Source organism: Xanthomonas sp. NCPPB 3442, from assembly GCF_056725145.1.
In genome coordinates this window covers 706,998-721,426 of the sequence record NZ_CM161514.1, presented here as the reverse complement: position 1 = coordinate 721,426, position 14,429 = coordinate 706,998, and the positions used below count along the sequence as shown (strand labels likewise).

At 67.3% G+C, this 14,429-nt stretch carries 14 protein-coding genes; 4 read left to right on the top strand and 10 right to left on the bottom strand.

Features of this window, described 5'->3' with window-relative positions; genetic code table 11:
- Positions 1 to 70 precede the first annotated feature (70 nt).
- The gene (locus AC1POX_RS03150; RefSeq protein WP_228735072.1) at positions 71 to 1,237 is read left to right on the top strand and encodes a DUF3667 domain-containing protein; all 1,167 of its coding nucleotides are present in this window, start codon (positions 71 to 73) and stop codon (positions 1,235 to 1,237) included.
- Between the two features lie 170 nt (positions 1,238 to 1,407).
- On the opposite strand, the gene AC1POX_RS03145 is transcribed toward AC1POX_RS03150, so the two are convergent.
- Both AC1POX_RS03145 and AC1POX_RS03140 read right to left on the bottom strand, forming a co-directional pair.
- Entirely contained in the window at positions 1,408 to 2,010 is a 603-nt protein-coding gene (locus tag AC1POX_RS03145) for a DUF3106 domain-containing protein (RefSeq protein ID WP_122272257.1), read from the bottom strand.
- Positions 1,994 to 3,019 carry a hypothetical protein gene (locus AC1POX_RS03140; protein WP_057680854.1) on the bottom strand — a complete coding sequence of 342 codons (1,026 nt, stop codon included), beginning with the start codon at positions 3,017 to 3,019 and terminating at the stop codon, positions 1,994 to 1,996. Before AC1POX_RS03140 ends, AC1POX_RS03145 begins: the two co-directional genes overlap by 17 nt.
- Positions 3,020 to 3,488: 469 nt before the next feature.
- On the opposite strand from AC1POX_RS03140, the gene AC1POX_RS03135 reads away from it, so the two are divergent.
- A complete protein-coding gene (locus AC1POX_RS03135; RefSeq protein ID WP_008577170.1) occupies positions 3,489 to 5,711 on the top strand; it encodes a primosomal protein N' in 2,223 nt (740 codons plus the stop codon).
- Between the two features lie 273 nt (positions 5,712 to 5,984).
- Here AC1POX_RS03135 and AC1POX_RS03130 read toward each other — a convergent pair whose 3' ends face one another.
- From AC1POX_RS03130 to AC1POX_RS03120, 3 genes are read right to left on the bottom strand one after another with little or no spacing between them, the layout of a single operon-like run.
- Positions 5,985 to 6,641, bottom strand: coding sequence for a glutathione S-transferase family protein (locus AC1POX_RS03130; protein WP_162998387.1), 657 nt, complete (start codon positions 6,639 to 6,641; stop codon positions 5,985 to 5,987).
- Positions 6,638 to 7,468 (bottom strand): NYN domain-containing protein, encoded by an 831-nt coding sequence (locus AC1POX_RS03125; RefSeq protein ID WP_057680853.1) that lies wholly within the window; start codon positions 7,466 to 7,468, stop codon positions 6,638 to 6,640. Before AC1POX_RS03125 ends, AC1POX_RS03130 begins: the two co-directional genes overlap by 4 nt.
- The gene (locus AC1POX_RS03120) at positions 7,465 to 7,989 is read right to left on the bottom strand and encodes a hypothetical protein (RefSeq protein WP_041469847.1); all 525 of its coding nucleotides are present in this window, start codon (positions 7,987 to 7,989) and stop codon (positions 7,465 to 7,467) included. The genes AC1POX_RS03125 and AC1POX_RS03120 overlap by 4 nt, the downstream gene beginning before the upstream one ends.
- Positions 7,990 to 8,107: 118 nt before the next feature.
- Here AC1POX_RS03120 and AC1POX_RS03115 point away from each other — a divergent pair, with 118 nt between their 5' ends.
- Both AC1POX_RS03115 and AC1POX_RS03110 read left to right on the top strand, forming a co-directional pair.
- A complete protein-coding gene (locus AC1POX_RS03115) occupies positions 8,108 to 9,400 on the top strand; it encodes an NAD(P)/FAD-dependent oxidoreductase (RefSeq protein WP_008577165.1) in 1,293 nt (430 codons plus the stop codon).
- Between the two features lie 50 nt (positions 9,401 to 9,450).
- Positions 9,451 to 10,065: a trimeric intracellular cation channel family protein gene (locus tag AC1POX_RS03110; RefSeq protein ID WP_014091235.1), complete on the top strand. Its 615-nt coding sequence runs from the start codon at positions 9,451 to 9,453 to the stop codon at positions 10,063 to 10,065.
- Positions 10,066 to 10,143: 78 nt separating this feature from the next.
- Here AC1POX_RS03110 and rpoH read toward each other — a convergent pair whose 3' ends face one another.
- From rpoH to ftsE, 5 genes are all read right to left on the bottom strand, one after another.
- Positions 10,144 to 11,019 carry an RNA polymerase sigma factor RpoH gene (gene rpoH, locus AC1POX_RS03105; RefSeq protein ID WP_005911428.1) on the bottom strand — a complete coding sequence of 292 codons (876 nt, stop codon included), beginning with the start codon at positions 11,017 to 11,019 and terminating at the stop codon, positions 10,144 to 10,146.
- 198 nt (positions 11,020 to 11,217) lie between these two features.
- Positions 11,218 to 11,943 (bottom strand): uracil-DNA glycosylase, encoded by a 726-nt coding sequence (ung, locus tag AC1POX_RS03100; RefSeq protein WP_031425106.1) that lies wholly within the window; start codon positions 11,941 to 11,943, stop codon positions 11,218 to 11,220.
- Entirely contained in the window at positions 11,940 to 12,782 is an 843-nt protein-coding gene (locus AC1POX_RS03095) for a response regulator (RefSeq protein WP_003484494.1), read from the bottom strand. The genes ung and AC1POX_RS03095 overlap by 4 nt, the downstream gene beginning before the upstream one ends.
- A gap of 8 nt (positions 12,783 to 12,790) precedes the next feature.
- Complete coding sequence (ftsX, locus tag AC1POX_RS03090) at positions 12,791 to 13,741, bottom strand: permease-like cell division protein FtsX (protein ID WP_029820491.1); 951 nt, start codon at positions 13,739 to 13,741, stop codon at positions 12,791 to 12,793.
- Positions 13,738 to 14,424 carry a cell division ATP-binding protein FtsE gene (ftsE, locus tag AC1POX_RS03085; protein ID WP_372356732.1) on the bottom strand — a complete coding sequence of 229 codons (687 nt, stop codon included), beginning with the start codon at positions 14,422 to 14,424 and terminating at the stop codon, positions 13,738 to 13,740. Before ftsE ends, ftsX begins: the two co-directional genes overlap by 4 nt.
- Positions 14,425 to 14,429: the final 5 nt, after the last annotated feature.

Sequence of the window (14,429 nt, the reverse complement as noted above, 5' to 3'; positions counted from 1 at the left end):
CCAACGCCGTTCTTTCGGGATCAGGTCGACGGCAACGCGCCTTCCCCGACTCGCCAACCGGACCTGGCTCATGTCACCGCATTCGACCGCGCACCCTCCCACAGACTGCGAAAATTGTGCCACTGCCTTGCAGGGGGCGTACTGCCACGCCTGCGGGCAAAGCGCGCACAACCCGGTGCGCAGCGTCGCCCATGCGGTGGAAGAAGTGTTCGAGTCGTTCTGGCATCTGGATGGGCGCATTTTCCGCACCCTGCGCGACCTGCTGGTGCCCGGACGCGTGGCCCAACGCTTCCTGGGCGGCCAACGCGTGCGGTACGTGGCGCCGATGCGGCTGTTCCTGGTACTGAGCCTGTTGACGTTCTTCATCGCGCGCATCGCCGTGCATGCGTCCGCCGCAGACAGCGATATCGCCGCCGCGCCCGGCACCAGCCAGACCACGGTTCCCAAGGATTTCGCACAGGCACGCACGCCGGCGCAGGTGGAAGCGGTACGCAGGCAGTTGGTCGACGCGCTGACGCAAACGCGCGCGGCCGTGCCGAGCGGCATCGCACGCGAGCGCGTGGACGCCGGCATCGCGCGTGCCAATGCGCAAGCGCAACGTCGTCTGACGCAGCTGCAGGCCGACGCGCGTCCGACCAGCGCCGTGCCCACCGCAGAGGCAGACAGCGATAGCACATTCTTTTCGGTCATGGGCAAGCCGTGGGACCCGGTGAGCAACCCACTGCACTATGCGGCACTACCGCAGTTCGCCAACCGCTGGATCAATACCCAACTTCGCCATATCCGCGACAACCTGCCGCGGCTGCGCAGCGACCCGCAACTGCTCTACAACGCATTCTTCGCAGCGGTGCCGTCTGCATTGCTGGTGCTGGTGCCGCTGTTTGCACTGCTGTTGCGGGTGTTCTACGTGCGCAGCGGGCAGGTGTATCTGGAGCATCTGGTGGTGGCGCTGTATAGCCACGCCTTCCTGTGCCTGAACCTGCTCACGCAACTGCTGTTGTCGCTGCTCAGCGATGCGCTGGCGCACGTCGCCAGCCCGATCACCTGGAGTATCGGAGTCGTGCAGTTCGGGCTGACGCTCTGGATGCCGGTGTATCTGCTGTGGATGCAGCGGCGTGTGTACGCGCAGTCCTGGCTGGTCACCGTGCTCAAGTACATCGGCCTGAGCGGGGTGTATCTGGTGTTGGTGACGGTGGCCGCGGCGCTGTTGATGGTGGCCAGTCTGGCGCGTCTTTGACGCGCTGACTGCGCAGACGGTTGCGCGAAGACAGCCGCATTGCAGCGCGACGCAGCGATGCCGGGCCTGGGTGCGGCGCGTCTGAAACGGCGCTATGGGGCAGGCACCGCTAGAACGGATATGACCGGCGCAACACTGAAAGGCATTGCGCGCCGACGGCACGCGAGCGATCAACGCGCCAGTTGGCGCTTCAACCAGATGCTGCGCGTGGCCGGCGCTTCGGCCAGGAAGGCCTCGCGCAGGCCGTCGCGCTCCTGGGGCGGGGTGCGCTGCGCCAGCACCGCCAGTTGCTCCAGCTGGCCGGCGTCCAGGCTGCGCAGCGCGGCCAGCATGGCCTCGCGCTGGGCGGGCTGCACGTAGCCGATCAACGGCTGCAACTGGGCATAGAACGCCCCCACCTGCGAGCCCAGGCGCCAGCCGTCGCGATGCAGGCGATCCATCGCGCCGAACTGGGTGCGCAGCGCGCGTTGCTGATCCTCGGGCAAGGCCTGCAGCCGCTCGCGTGCCTGGCGCAACACCACGCGGTCTGTGGCCGTCAGCCCCTTCCAGGCGGCATAGCGGGCACGCAGCTCGGCTTGCTGCGCAGGCGTCATCGCCGCCCAGCGTGTGCGTTGCTGCGCGGCGCTCGGCGATGTATTCGGCACTGCGGCAGCGGAGGTGGACGCGGCCGGCGCAGCGGCCGATTCTTCCAGCGGCGTCGGCAAGCGCTGCGCGCCGGCGACGCCGGCAAACGCGCAGAGCACCAGGCCGCACCAGTCAGTTGGTTTCATCATCGACCGTCTCCAGAGGGGCGGAAGGTTGCTCGGCTGCGGTGGCATGCGCACCGGATTCATCAACCGGCACCGGGTGGCCGGCGGCATACCAGGCGTAGAAGTCCGCAGCGCGGGCCAGCTCCAGATCCGGGTCGGCCAGCATCGCCTGGTCGCGCGGATCCAGGCCCGGCGTGGCCACGGCATCCGGCAGGTCGGCCGCCGGGAGTTCCTCCACCAGCACCGGCGCCGCGTCGGTCACGTGCAACACGCCGGCAGGCGCCTGCGAGACAGGCTCGGGAGGAAGCGCGGGCCGGCGGTGGGCCCACCACCAGCCCAACCCCGCCAGCAGCAGTGCCACCGCCAGCACGCCCAGCGCCATGCCGGCGTGGCGGCGCTCCAGCTGCGGCCACCGCCATTGCCGTCGGGCCCGGGCAGCGGCAGGACGGCGCGGCGCCGGTGCCGGCTCGGCCGGCGCGGCAGTGAGCGGCATTCCGGCCAGGGCCGAATCGCGGAGCTGGCTCAGCCGGGTCAACTGGGCCGGGCTCAGGTCGCGCAGTTCCACTTGCGCCGCTTCTGCCAGGGCCCGCCAGGCCTGGGCATCCGGATTGCCGGCGGCATCGCGCGGGCAGGCACGCGCCAGCGACTGCCGGTAGTCCGCCGCTTCGACGCCTTGCACCTCGCTGGCCACGCCTTCTTCCAGCCCGGCCACGATCCGCAGCAGCAGCGCCAGGCGGTCGGCAGTCTGCATCCGGCCCAAGACAGTGAATGGGGGCAGCCACGTGCCCGGCATCGGCTCGCGCCGCAGCGGGGGCGCGGTGGCCAGCAGGCTCCAGAAGCGCATCGGCCAGCCTGCCATCGGCCGACCTGCCGCCTGGCTGCTGAAGGCGCGCAAGGCCGCTGCGAGGGCGCGCTCGGCGGCGGCCACGTCGCCGCATTGCAATTGTGCGAGCACCAGACCCCGGCGTTCGACACCGCGCAAGAAGGCAGATAGCGCGGCAGGGGTCACGGGGGCGTCGGGGACTACGGTCATGAGAACTCCAGCATCGGCCGGCATGATACCGACGCGATTGGCCCCCGCCGACGGCTTGACAGATCGGCCCGGCCCCGCTCCGCCTTCACACCGGCCGTGCCTGCCGCCGCGGCGGGTTGTGCACAGCGGCAGACATACCGATACGCAGGCGTCTGTCAACTGTTGTTTTTTCTTTGTTGCATTCGTGTTTCACGCCTAAGTGATTGAAATTTATTGACTTATGCATGTTGGCTAAAAAATGTCCAAGAGGTTGCAAAGGCTAGTGAATCCACCGTCACAGCGTGGAGCACGACACTAATTCACAGGTTTATCCACAGCCAGTGTGGATAAACCCGTTTCCTTAACCCTCACATAGGTTTACGTCGTATTTATCACTTCCGTCACAGAACCGCGGCCGCTGCCTCGGGTTGGATTCGGGCCGATTTGGGGGCGGCCGCCGGCCTCTGGACAGGGTCGGTAGACTGGTCGGATGACTTCGACCGTCGCCACCCTGCGCGTCGCCTTGCCGGTGCCGCTGCCCCAGTTGTTCGACTATCTGCCTCCGACCGATGCGCCGTTGACGGACCCGGCGCGGGTCGGCTGCCGGGTGCGGGTGCCTTTCGGGCCGCGCGAGTTGGTCGGGGTGGTGGTGGAGATCGGGCAACTGCCCGCGGCCGACGGCTTGCGCCCGGCACTGGCGTGGTGCGACCAGGCCCCGCTGCTGGTCGATGAACTGGCCCGCTCGCTGCACTGGCTGGCCCGCTACACCCACGCTCCGCTCGGCGAGGCCCAGACCAGCGCCTTGCCCGGCCCGCTGCGCCGCGGCGAACCGCTGGCCGACACCCACGCCTGGGCCTGGCAGCTGACCGAAGCCGGCCACAGCGGTGCCGCCAGCCTGCGCGCGGGCAGCCGTCCCGCCCTGTTGGCGACCCTGCTGCTCACCGGCGCAGTGGGCGAAGAGCAACTGGATCCACTACTGCCGCAATGGCGGCAGGCAGCGCGCAGCCTGGCCAAACGCCACTACGCCGAGCGCGTGGCGGTGCCGGCCGACAGCATCCCGCCCCGTCCCGGCAGCGGCCCGCCGCTCAACGACGAACAGCAGGCCGCCGCCACCGCGATCCGCGCGCATAGTGGCTTTGCCACCTACCTGCTCGACGGCGTCACCGGCAGCGGCAAGACCGAGGTCTACCTGCAGGCGATCGCCGACTGCCTGGCCGCCGGCAAGCAGGCGTTGGTGCTGGTACCGGAGATCGGCCTGACCCCGCAGACCCTGGGCCGCTTCCGTACCCGCCTGGGCGTGCCGGTGCACGCACTGCACTCGGGTCTGTCCGATGGCGAACGCGCGCGGGTGTGGGCGGCGGCCTGGCGCGGCGAGGCAAAGCTGATCGTCGGCACCCGCTCGGCGGTGTTCACCCCGCTGCCCAACGCCGGGCTGATCGTGATCGACGAAGAGCACGACGGCAGCTACAAGCAGCAGGACGGCATCCGCTATCACGCGCGCGATTTCGCCTTGGTACGCGGCAAGGCGCTGGATGTGCCGGTGATACTGGGCAGTGCAACGCCATCGCTGGAAAGCCTGCACAACGCCTATTCCGGCCGCTACCAGCATCTGCGCCTGTCGCGGCGCGCCGGCGAAGCGCGCCCGCCGCGCGTACGCGTGCTCGACGTGCGCAAGCGCCCGCTCAAGGACGGCCTGTCGCCCGAGGTGCTGGCCGGTATCGGCGCCACCCTGGCGCGCGGCGAACAGGTCCTGGTGTTCAAGAACCGCCGCGGCTATGCACCGGTGCTGCTGTGCCACGACTGCGGCTGGACCGCGGCCTGCCAGCGCTGCAGCACGCCGCTGCACCAGACCCCGATGACCGTGCATGCCGGCGGCCGCCGTCTGCAGTGCCACCATTGCGGCGCGCGCCAACCTGCACCGCTGGCCTGCCCGGCCTGCGCCAGCCTCGCGCTGCAGCCGCAGGGCATCGGCACCGAGCGACTGGAAGAACGCCTGACCGAGGCGTTTCCGGACGTCCCGGTGGTGCGCATCGACCGCAGCACCACCCAGCGTCGCGACGCACTGGAGACCCAGCTGGCGCGCCTGGGCAGCGAGGCCGGCATCCTGGTGGGCACGCAAATCCTGGCCAAGGGCCACGACCTGCCACGGCTGACCATGGTGGTGGTGGTCGGCATCGACGAAGGCCTGTTCTCGGCCGACTTCCGCGCCGCCGAAAAACTGGCCCAGCAGTTGATCCAGGTGGCCGGACGCGCCGGGCGTGCCGACCGGCCGGGCGAAGTCTGGTTGCAGACCCATCACCCCGAACACCCGTTGCTGCAGACCCTGGTCAATGGCGGCTACCACGCCTTCGCCGACGCCGAACTGCAGCAGCGCGAAGCGGCCGGATTCCCTCCCTTCGCGCACCTGGCCTTGTTCCGTGCCGAAGCCAAGGATGTGGCCGCAGCCAATCAATTCCTGCTGGCGGTGCGCGGTTTGACCAGCGCCGACCCCGGCACGCAATCGCCGGCGTTTGCCGCAGTGGAATGCTACGGCCCGATGCCGGCACCGATGCCGCGCCGCGCCGGTTTCCAGCGCACGCAGCTGCTGTTGTCGGCGCAACAACGCGCGGCATTGCATCGCCTGCTCGACACCCAACTGCCGGCCATCTATGCGCTACCGCAAGCCCGCCGTGTGCGCTGGTCGCTGGATGTGGACCCGATCGACTTGTATTAGCGCACGGCGTATCGACCATGGAGCAGAAGCCAGACCCACGTCTTGCGCGCTGTGCCCAGGTCATTGAGCGCACGTGGCGTGATCCTTGGTAGGAGCGCACCCGGGCGCGATGCGGCATGACGGGAATGCCCTCGCGCCCGGGTGCGCTCCTACAGCACTGCAGGCTACCTGTCTGCGTGATGTACAAGGCCCACTTGCTTGCAGCAACGTGCCGGGTCGGCAGCTCAGGCGGTGCCTGTCATGAATCGCATTGACTCAGCGTCGGCGCGACACTCAGGTCAGCGCGGTCATTACCGCGCGCCGGTACGCCGGCCGCGCACGCAGGCGCGCATACCACGCCTGCAGATGCGGCAATTCCGGTCGCTCGATCGGCATTTCGAACCACGCGTAGATGAAGCTGCCCAGCGGAATATCGCCCATCGCGAACTGCTCGCCGGACAGGTACGGCTGTTGCGCCAATGCCGCATCGGCACGTGCCAGCAACTCACCCGAGTGGGTCAACGCCGCAGCGATGCGTGCGTGATCGCGCTCGGCCTCGGGCGTGCGCAAAACGCCCCAGAACAGGTCGCGAAACACTCCAGCGAAAGTGGAAGTGGTCCAATCCATCCAGCGGTCGCCCAGCGCGCGCTCGGCCGGCGCATGCGGATACAACGCCGGCGCATATTGCGCGGCCAGATAGCGCACGATCGCGTTGGATTCCCACAGCACCAGCGCGCCATCCTGCAGTGTCGGCACCAGCCCGTTCGGGTTCAGCGCGCGATATTCCGGCGTGGTGTTGCCCCCGAACGCGCCGCCCACTTCGATCGAGGCGTAGGCCACGCCGGCTTCTTCGGCGCACCACAGCACCTTGCGTACATTGCTGGAATTGCGCCGCCCCCACAGCGTGATCGTCGGCGGTGCGTGGTCGCTGGCTGCATGCGTCATCGTCATTTCCCCGGAGCAGGCTTGGCGGGTGCGCGCGCCGCGCGCTTGTTGGCCGGTGACGGCGCCGCTGCGGCAGGCACTGCGGTTTTCGCGCCGCTGCCCCCACCCTTGGGCGCGTCGCGCACCCACAACGCCTGTTCGTCCTGCCTGATCTCGAACAAGCCGATCGCGCGTACCAGATCGCTGAGTTTGCGATAGCCATAGTTGCGTGGATCGAACGAGGCCTGGTTGGCCACCTGCTTGCCGACCGCACTCAGCAGCGCCCAACCATCGTCTTCGCAGGCGCTGACGATCGCATTGCGTAGCATTTGGACCAGACGCGTATCGCTGCGTAATGCGGTGGCGTCCTTGCGACCGGCAGCCGTTTCGCTGGCCGCTGCAGCCTGTTGCCCGAGCGCCTCGACATAGGTGAACTTGGAGCACGCATTGACGAATGGCGCCGGTGTCTTCTTCTCGCCGAAGCCATAGACCTTCATGCCGTCGGTCAGCAGCCGCATCACCAGCGGCGTGAAGTCGGCATCGCTGGAGACGATCGCAAATCCATCCAGATTGCGCGCGTACAACAGGTCCATCGCATCGATCACCATCGCCATGTCCGAGGCGTTCTTGCCGGAACTGTAGGCAAATTGCTGGATCGGCCGGATCGCGTAGTCGTGCAATGCCGCCTCCCAACCTTTCAAGTGCGGGCTCTTCCAGTTGCCGTAGGCGCGGCGCACGTTGGCCACGCCGTAGCGCGCCACTTCGGCCAGCACCACGTCGATCTTGCCGGCCGGCGCATTGTCCGCATCGATCAGCAGCGCGATGCGTTTGTCGGGGTTGTCGATCATGCTCATTGCTCCAGGGAGTTCGCAGATTCGGTCTTGAAGTCGGTGTCGGTGTCCATCTCACTCTCCTCCACGTCGGTCTCGGCCGGCAATGTGTACTCGGTACCATCGCGCAGCGTGAGCACGCCCGTACTCAGGATCTCGCGTTCGGCACCGTCGCTGACCCAGGTGGCGTGCACGCGCCCGGTGCCGCGATCGCCTTGCACATCGAACACGAACTCGTCGCTCCCCGGTGCCAGACTGGTGCGATACAGATCCACCCGCATGTCGCGGATCTGCCCGATATGTTCCTGCACCACAGCATCGGCCTGTAGCGCACTGCGCGCCTGATCGGCAAACAACGACCAACCGGTCGACATCAGCCAGATGAGCGCGCCAAACACCAGCATCGCCATCAGCACCACGCACGTCGCCACGCCAATCAGCCCGATCGCCACACTACTGAGCGACTTTGGGGCGACAGCTGCCGGCGACGGTGCAGCGGGTTGCACAGACGACAACGGCGGCAACGGCGGCGGGAGCGAGGACATGGGCTGGCCGGAAGCGGGAGATGCGACATGATGCCGCAGGCGGGCCGCGCTCACGCGGCATGTTCATTGCCGATGCGGCATCCTGATGGGCCCGCGTCGCACTCCATCGGACCTCACGATGACCTCTCCCCCCTCCCAAGCTCCGCTGCATCTGGTTGTGGTCGGCGGCGGATTCGCCGGCTTATGGGCGACCCGCGCGCTCGACGACCCCGGCATCCGCATCACCCTGGTCGACCGCCAGAACCACCACCTGTTCCAGCCGCTGCTGTACCAGGTGGCCACCGCCGGCCTGTCGGCACCGGACATCGCCGCGCCGCTCCGGCACATCCTGCGCGAGCAACGCAATGTCGAAGTACTGCTCGGCGATGTCACCGATATCGCACCAGACCGCCGCGAGGTGGTATTGGCCGATGGCAGCACGCTCGGCTACGACATGCTGCTGCTGGCCACCGGCGCCACCCATGCCTATTTCGGTAACGACCAATGGGCCGAACACGCCCCCGGCCTGAAAACGCTGTACGACGCGCTGGTGCTGCGGCGCAAGCTGCTGCTGGCCTTCGAGCGCGCAGAAGCCGAATCCGACCCTGCCGCACGCGCCGCCTGGCTGAGCTTTGCCGTGGTCGGCGGCGGGCCCACCGGCGTCGAACTGGCCGGCACCCTGGCCGAAATCGCCCGCCACACGCTCAAGAACGAGTTCCGCCACATCGACCCGCGGCAGGCGCGCGTGCGCCTGGTCGAAGCCGGTCCGCGCGTGCTGCCCTCGTTTCCGGAAGATCTCACCGCCAAGGCGCGCAAGCAGCTGGAACGTCTGGGCGTGGAGGTGCACACCGGGACTCCGGTCACGCAGATCGATGCGCTGGGCTACCAGCTCGGCGACACCTTCGTGCCGGCACGCACCGTGGTCTGGGCCGCCGGCGTGGCCGCCTCGCCGCTGGCGCGTACGCTGGGCGTGCCGCTGGATCGCGCCGGCCGCGTGCTGGTCGAGGCCGACCTCAGCGTACCGGGCCACCCGGACATCTTCGTCGGCGGCGATCTGGCCTCGGTGCAGCAGGACGGCCGCCCGGTGCCGGGCGTGGCGCCGGCCGCCAAGCAGATGGGCAAGCACATCGCCAAGGCGATCCGGGCGCGGCAGCGCGGCCAGACCGCCCCGGCGTTTCGCTACCAGGACTACGGCAACCTGGCCACGATCGGCCGCATGGCCGCCATCGTGCATGTGGGCAAGCTCAAGTTGTCCGGCATCGTCGCCTGGTGGTTCTGGCTGGCTGCGCACGTGTACTTTCTGATCGGCTTCCGCAACCGGTTCGTGGTGCTGGTGAACTGGGCGATGGCGTACTGGAGCTACCAGCGCGCCGCACGCATCATCTTCGGCGGCGCCGCCGACGACCCGCCGCCCAGCAGCAAGGACGGGTGATAGCGGCCCAGGCCGTGCGATGCTGTGCGGCCTGATTCGACGACCCGATCGTGGCAACTGTCCTGTTCCTGCTGGATCTGCTCGGCACCTTCGTGTTCGCCCTGAGCGGCGCGACCTTGGCGGTGCGCAACCGCCTGGACCTGTTCGGCGTGCTGGTGCTCTCCTGCGCGGCAGCGGTGTCCGGCGGCATCGTGCGCGATGTGCTGATCGGCGCCACCCCGCCGGCCGCGCTGGTGCAGCCGCAGTATCTGCTGGTGGCCTGCCTGGCCGGCGTGGCCGGGTTCTATTGGCATGCAGCGGTGGAGCGGCTGCGCAACCCGGTGCAACTCTTCGATGCGGCCGGATTGGCGCTGTTTGCGGTCTACGGCACCAGCAAGGCGCTGGACTATCACCTCAGCCCACTCAGCGCGACGCTGCTGGGCATGCTCAGCGGCATCGGCGGAGGCATCGCGCGCGATCTGCTGGTGGCGCGCACGCCGGTGGTGCTGCAGGCCGAACTGTATGCGGTAGCAGCGCTTGCCGGTGGCGGGCTGGTCGCGATCGGGCACGTCCTGGATGTGCCGCAGGCCTGGTCGTTGGCGACCGGCGGCGGCGTGTGTTTCGGCCTGCGCTTCATGGCCATCCGCTACGGCTGGCATCTGCCGGTGGCGCGCACGCCGGAGTAGCAATCGCGTAACACCACATATGCAAACGGCCCGGAAAACCGGGCCGTCTGTACAACCACTCGCGCAAGACCGACAGGGTCAGGCGACGAACAGCGCCTTCATCTTCTTCAGCGCATTGGCTTCGATCTGGCGGATACGCTCGGCCGACACGCCGTATTCGTCTGCCAGTTCCTGCAGCGTCACTTTCGAATCGGAATCCAGCCAACGGCGCTTGACGATGTCGCGCGAACGCGCGTCCAGTCCAGCCATGCCTTCGCGCAGCAGCTGCAGCTGGTTGTCTTCGCTGTCGTGGCGCTCGTACGCCTGCGACGGGTCTTCTTCATTGGCGACCAGATAGCTCACCGGCGACGGCGGGCCGTGATCGTCGTCTTCGTCCGACGACGCGTCGAAACCGATATCGCGACCGGACAGGCGCGACTCCATCTCCATCACTTCACGCTCGGAGACGTTCAGGTCCTTGGCAACCGCAGTCACTTCCGACGCATTGAGCCAACCCAGACGGGTCTTGGACTTGCGCAGGTTGAAGAACAGCTTGCGCTGCGCCTTGGTGGTGGCGACCTTGACGATGCGCCAGTTCTTCAGGATGAACTCGTGCATCTCGGCACGGATCCAGTGCACCGCGAAGCTGACCAGGCGCACGCCCATGTCTGGGTCGAAGCGCTTGACCGCCTTCATCAGGCCGATATTGCCTTCCTGGATCAGGTCGCCCAGCGGCAGGCCGTAGCCGTTGTAGCCGCGGGCCACGTGCACCACGAAGCGCAGGTGGGAATGGACCAGTTCGCGCGCGGCGTCCAGGTCCAGCTCGTCGCGGAAGCGACGGGCCAGATCCTGCTCCTCATCGACCGACAGCACCGGGATCTGGTGCACGGCACCGATGTAGGCGTCCAGCGAACCGAGCGCACTGGGAATCGGGAGATTGTTTGCCACAAGGGCAGTCGAGGTAGTCTGATTCATAGGCACCATCTTAGCAGTCGAACTATTGGACTGCCGGGTACAGAAAGAGTTCCCAGCATTCCATTTATAGAACGTTCGGGTGTTTGGCATCACCGGTGTTCTACAGCCCGGCACCCCAAATTCGAGGCTTACGGTATCACCAAGCCCCTGTGCAAACCGTGACAAATTGGTTGCGCAACGAGATGCCGCCAGCGTCGTTCAGGCGCCGGTGGAGGTGGTGTCCAGCGCGCTGCGCGGTGGCAGCGACCAGTCGATCGGGCTCAGACCACGCCGCCGCAAATGGTCGTTGGTCTTGGAAAAATGCCGGCAGCCCAGGAAGCCGCGGTGCGCCGACAGCGGCGAAGGATGCGGCGCCTTCAAGACCCGATGGCGTGCCGGGTCGATGACCTTGCCCTTGGACTGTGCATAGCTGCCCCACAGCAGGAACACCAGCCCTTCGCGCTCGCGGTTGAGGGTGTCCACCACATGATCGGTGAAGCCTTCCCAGCCCTTGTTCTGGTGGGCGCCGGCGCGTCCCTGCTCCACCGTCAGCACGGCATTGAGCAGCAGCACGCCCTGGCGCGCCCAGGGCATCAGGTAGCCGTGATCCGGCCGCGCGATCCCCAGGTCGTCCTGGATCTCTTTGTAGATGTTGAGCAGCGACGGCGGCACCGGCACGCCGGGCAATACCGAGAAGCACAGCCCATGCGCCTGACCTTCGCCGTGATACGGGTCCTGGCCCAGGATCACTACCTTGACCTGCTCGAACGGGGTGGCGTCGAAGGCGGCGAAGATCTGCGGGCCGGGCGGAAACACCCGTGCTCCGGCCGCCTTGCGCTGGCGCAGGAATGCCGACAGCTCCTGCATCTGCGGGCGCAGCAGCCAGTCGCCCACTCTTGCCTTCCACGACGGTTCCAGCTGGATGCGTCCCTCCCCTTCAGTCATAGCGTGACAGCCTGATCCTCCAGGCGTGCCAGGCGCAGCTGGAACAACACCTTGGTCACCAGCAGGCGCTCTTCGATCGGTTTCTGCACCAGATCGTTGGCACCGGCGCGCAGCAAGTCGGATTGATTGCGCGGGTTGGTGTCGCCGGTCATCACCAGCACCGGCAGGCGGCGCTTGCCGTAGGCGAAATCGATGCGGATACGCTCGACCACGTCGCGGCCGTTGAGCTCGCCTTTCAGGGTCACGTCGGTCAGCACCACGTCGATGCGGCGTTCGGTGCGGCCCAGCGATTCGGCGGTGAGCAGCGCAAAGGCATCTTCGGCGGTGAGCACGTGCACCACTTTCAGGCTCTGCCGTTCGAGCATGCGCTTGGTCGCCTCGGCCACCACGCGGCTGTCTTCGATGTAGAGCACGGTCGCCCCCACCACCGGCTCGGGCTGCACGTAGCCGCGGATGAAGGTCGCCAGGGCTTCATGGCCCAGCGCCTTGTCGAAATAATCGGTGACGTACTCGGTGAATCGGCGCTCCACCAGATGCTGCTGCGCATCGCCGGAGACCACGATTACCGGTACATAGGCCTGCCCGGCGGTTTCGCGCACGCTGCGCGCCAGGGTCAGGCCGTCGCCATCGGGCAGCGACAGCGAGGTGGTGACCAGATCCACGGCGCCGGCTTCCAGCGCCTGCCGCGCTTCGGCAATGTTGGAACAGCCGATCACCTGCACATTGGGCAGGTCGCGCTTGAGCACGTCGGCAATCAGCTTGCGCACCAACTTGGAACCATCGACCACCATCACGCGCGGTGCGTCGCTGATCAGGTGTTTGAGATCTGGTGGATGCATGGCAGGCCTCAGGTCTCGGTAGGACGGGTCTGGCGAAGGAAATGGCCGGTCACCAGCCAGGCACCCAACCAACCCAGGACTAAGGTGCCGACCAGCACCATCGCAGAATGCAACAGATCCAGCCCGTGCAGGGTAAAAGAACTGCCGTAACTGTCGGCCAATGTCGCCAACGGCGCACGCAATGCCAGGCCCGAGGCGGCGATCAGAGCGAGCGCGACAGCGCCGGCGCCGAGTCCGTACCACGCGCCCAGATACAAAAACGGGCGGCGGATGAAGCCATCGCTGGCGCCGAGCAACTGCAGCACGCCGATTTCCTCGCGCCGCGACTGAATGTCCAGCCGCACGGTGTTGCCGACCACCAGCACCGCACCGATCCCGAGCAGGGCAGACAACACCTGGACCAGGCGCTCGCCGAAGTGCAACCAGCCATCCAGGCGCTTGCGCCACAGCGCATCGTGCTGCACCTGATCGGTCTGCGGCAGCGCCTGCAGCGCATTGGCCAGCTGCGCGTCGTCGGTCGCATCGGCGGGAGTGACGATCAGCAAGGTGGGCAGCGGGTTGTCGCCCAGCGCATCGGCCGCTTCATCGAGCTTGGCGCTTTCGCGCAGCTCGGCCAAGCCCTGCTCCGGCGTGCGCAGCGTCACCTTGGCGACATCCGGGCGTGCACGCAGCTCGCCGGCCAGCGCCTGCGCCGCCTCGGCAGCCACGTCGACCTTCAGAAACAGATTGATCTCGCGCGACTGCTGCACGCTGCCGGCCAGCAGCTTGACGTTATCCAGCGCGATCGACAGCCCCAGCGGCAGGGCCAGGGCCAGGGCCATCACCACGATGGTCAGCAACGTGGCCCACGGCTTGCGCATCGCACGGCCCAGGCTGAAGGCAATGCTGTGCAGATGGTGGTCGATCCAGACGCCGAGCCGCGACGGCGCGACGGTTTCGGTATTGGCGGGCTTGCTCATTCGGCCAGGTCCTGCGGCGAGATGTCGTCGACCAGGCGGCCGTGATCCAGGATCAGCACGCGCTTGCGCATCTGCTTGAGCAGCGCCAGGTCGTGGCTGACCACCAGCACGCTGGTGCCACGGGCCGGAAGTTCGGCGAACAACTGCATGATTTCCGCGGCCAGTGCCGGGTCGAGATTGCCGGTGGGCTCATCGGCCACCAGCAGCCGCGGCTCGCCGACGATGGCGCGCGCGATGCCCACGCGTTGCTGCTCGCCGGCAGACAATTGCGACGGCAGGGCTTTCTCGCGATGGGCCAGACCGATGCGCTCCAATGCCGAGCGCACGCGCTTGCCGATCTCGGAACGCCGGGTGCCGCGCAAGATCAGCGGCAGGGCCACGTTCTCGGCGATGCTGCGGTCGTTGAGCAGACGGTGGTCCTGATAGACCGCACCCACCTGGCGCCGATGCAGCGGAATCTGCCGGCCACGTACCTTGAGCAGGTTACGTTCGCCCAGCAGTACCGCGCCCTGACTCGGGCGTTCGCTGAGGTGGATCAATTTGAGCAAGGTACTTTTGCCGGCGCCGGAGTGGCCGGTCACGAACAGCATCTCGCCATCGGCCACTTCGAAGCTGACATCGGTCAGCGCCTGGTGGCCACCGGCGTAGTGCTTGCTGACGTTGTCGAAACGCAGAACGGTCATTCAGC

Coding starts and splice junctions, on each gene's coding strand:
- AC1POX_RS03150 (WP_228735072.1), top strand. CDS start 71: ATGTCACCGCATTCGACCGCGCACCCTCCCACAGACTGCGAAAATTGT.
- AC1POX_RS03145 (WP_122272257.1), bottom strand. CDS start 2,010: ATGATGAAACCAACTGACTGGTGCGGCCTGGTGCTCTGCGCGTTTGCC.
- AC1POX_RS03140 (WP_057680854.1), bottom strand. CDS start 3,019: ATGACCGTAGTCCCCGACGCCCCCGTGACCCCTGCCGCGCTATCTGCC.
- AC1POX_RS03135 (WP_008577170.1), top strand. CDS start 3,489: ATGACTTCGACCGTCGCCACCCTGCGCGTCGCCTTGCCGGTGCCGCTG.
- AC1POX_RS03130 (WP_162998387.1), bottom strand. CDS start 6,641: ATGACGATGACGCATGCAGCCAGCGACCACGCACCGCCGACGATCACG.
- AC1POX_RS03125 (WP_057680853.1), bottom strand. CDS start 7,468: ATGAGCATGATCGACAACCCCGACAAACGCATCGCGCTGCTGATCGAT.
- AC1POX_RS03120 (WP_041469847.1), bottom strand. CDS start 7,989: ATGTCCTCGCTCCCGCCGCCGTTGCCGCCGTTGTCGTCTGTGCAACCC.
- AC1POX_RS03115 (WP_008577165.1), top strand. CDS start 8,108: ATGACCTCTCCCCCCTCCCAAGCTCCGCTGCATCTGGTTGTGGTCGGC.
- rpoH (WP_005911428.1), bottom strand. CDS start 11,019: ATGAATCAGACTACCTCGACTGCCCTTGTGGCAAACAATCTCCCGATT.
- ung (WP_031425106.1), bottom strand. CDS start 11,943: ATGACTGAAGGGGAGGGACGCATCCAGCTGGAACCGTCGTGGAAGGCA.
- AC1POX_RS03095 (WP_003484494.1), bottom strand. CDS start 12,782: ATGCATCCACCAGATCTCAAACACCTGATCAGCGACGCACCGCGCGTG.
- ftsX (WP_029820491.1), bottom strand. CDS start 13,741: ATGAGCAAGCCCGCCAATACCGAAACCGTCGCGCCGTCGCGGCTCGGC.
- ftsE (WP_372356732.1), bottom strand. CDS start 14,424: ATGACCGTTCTGCGTTTCGACAACGTCAGCAAGCACTACGCCGGTGGC.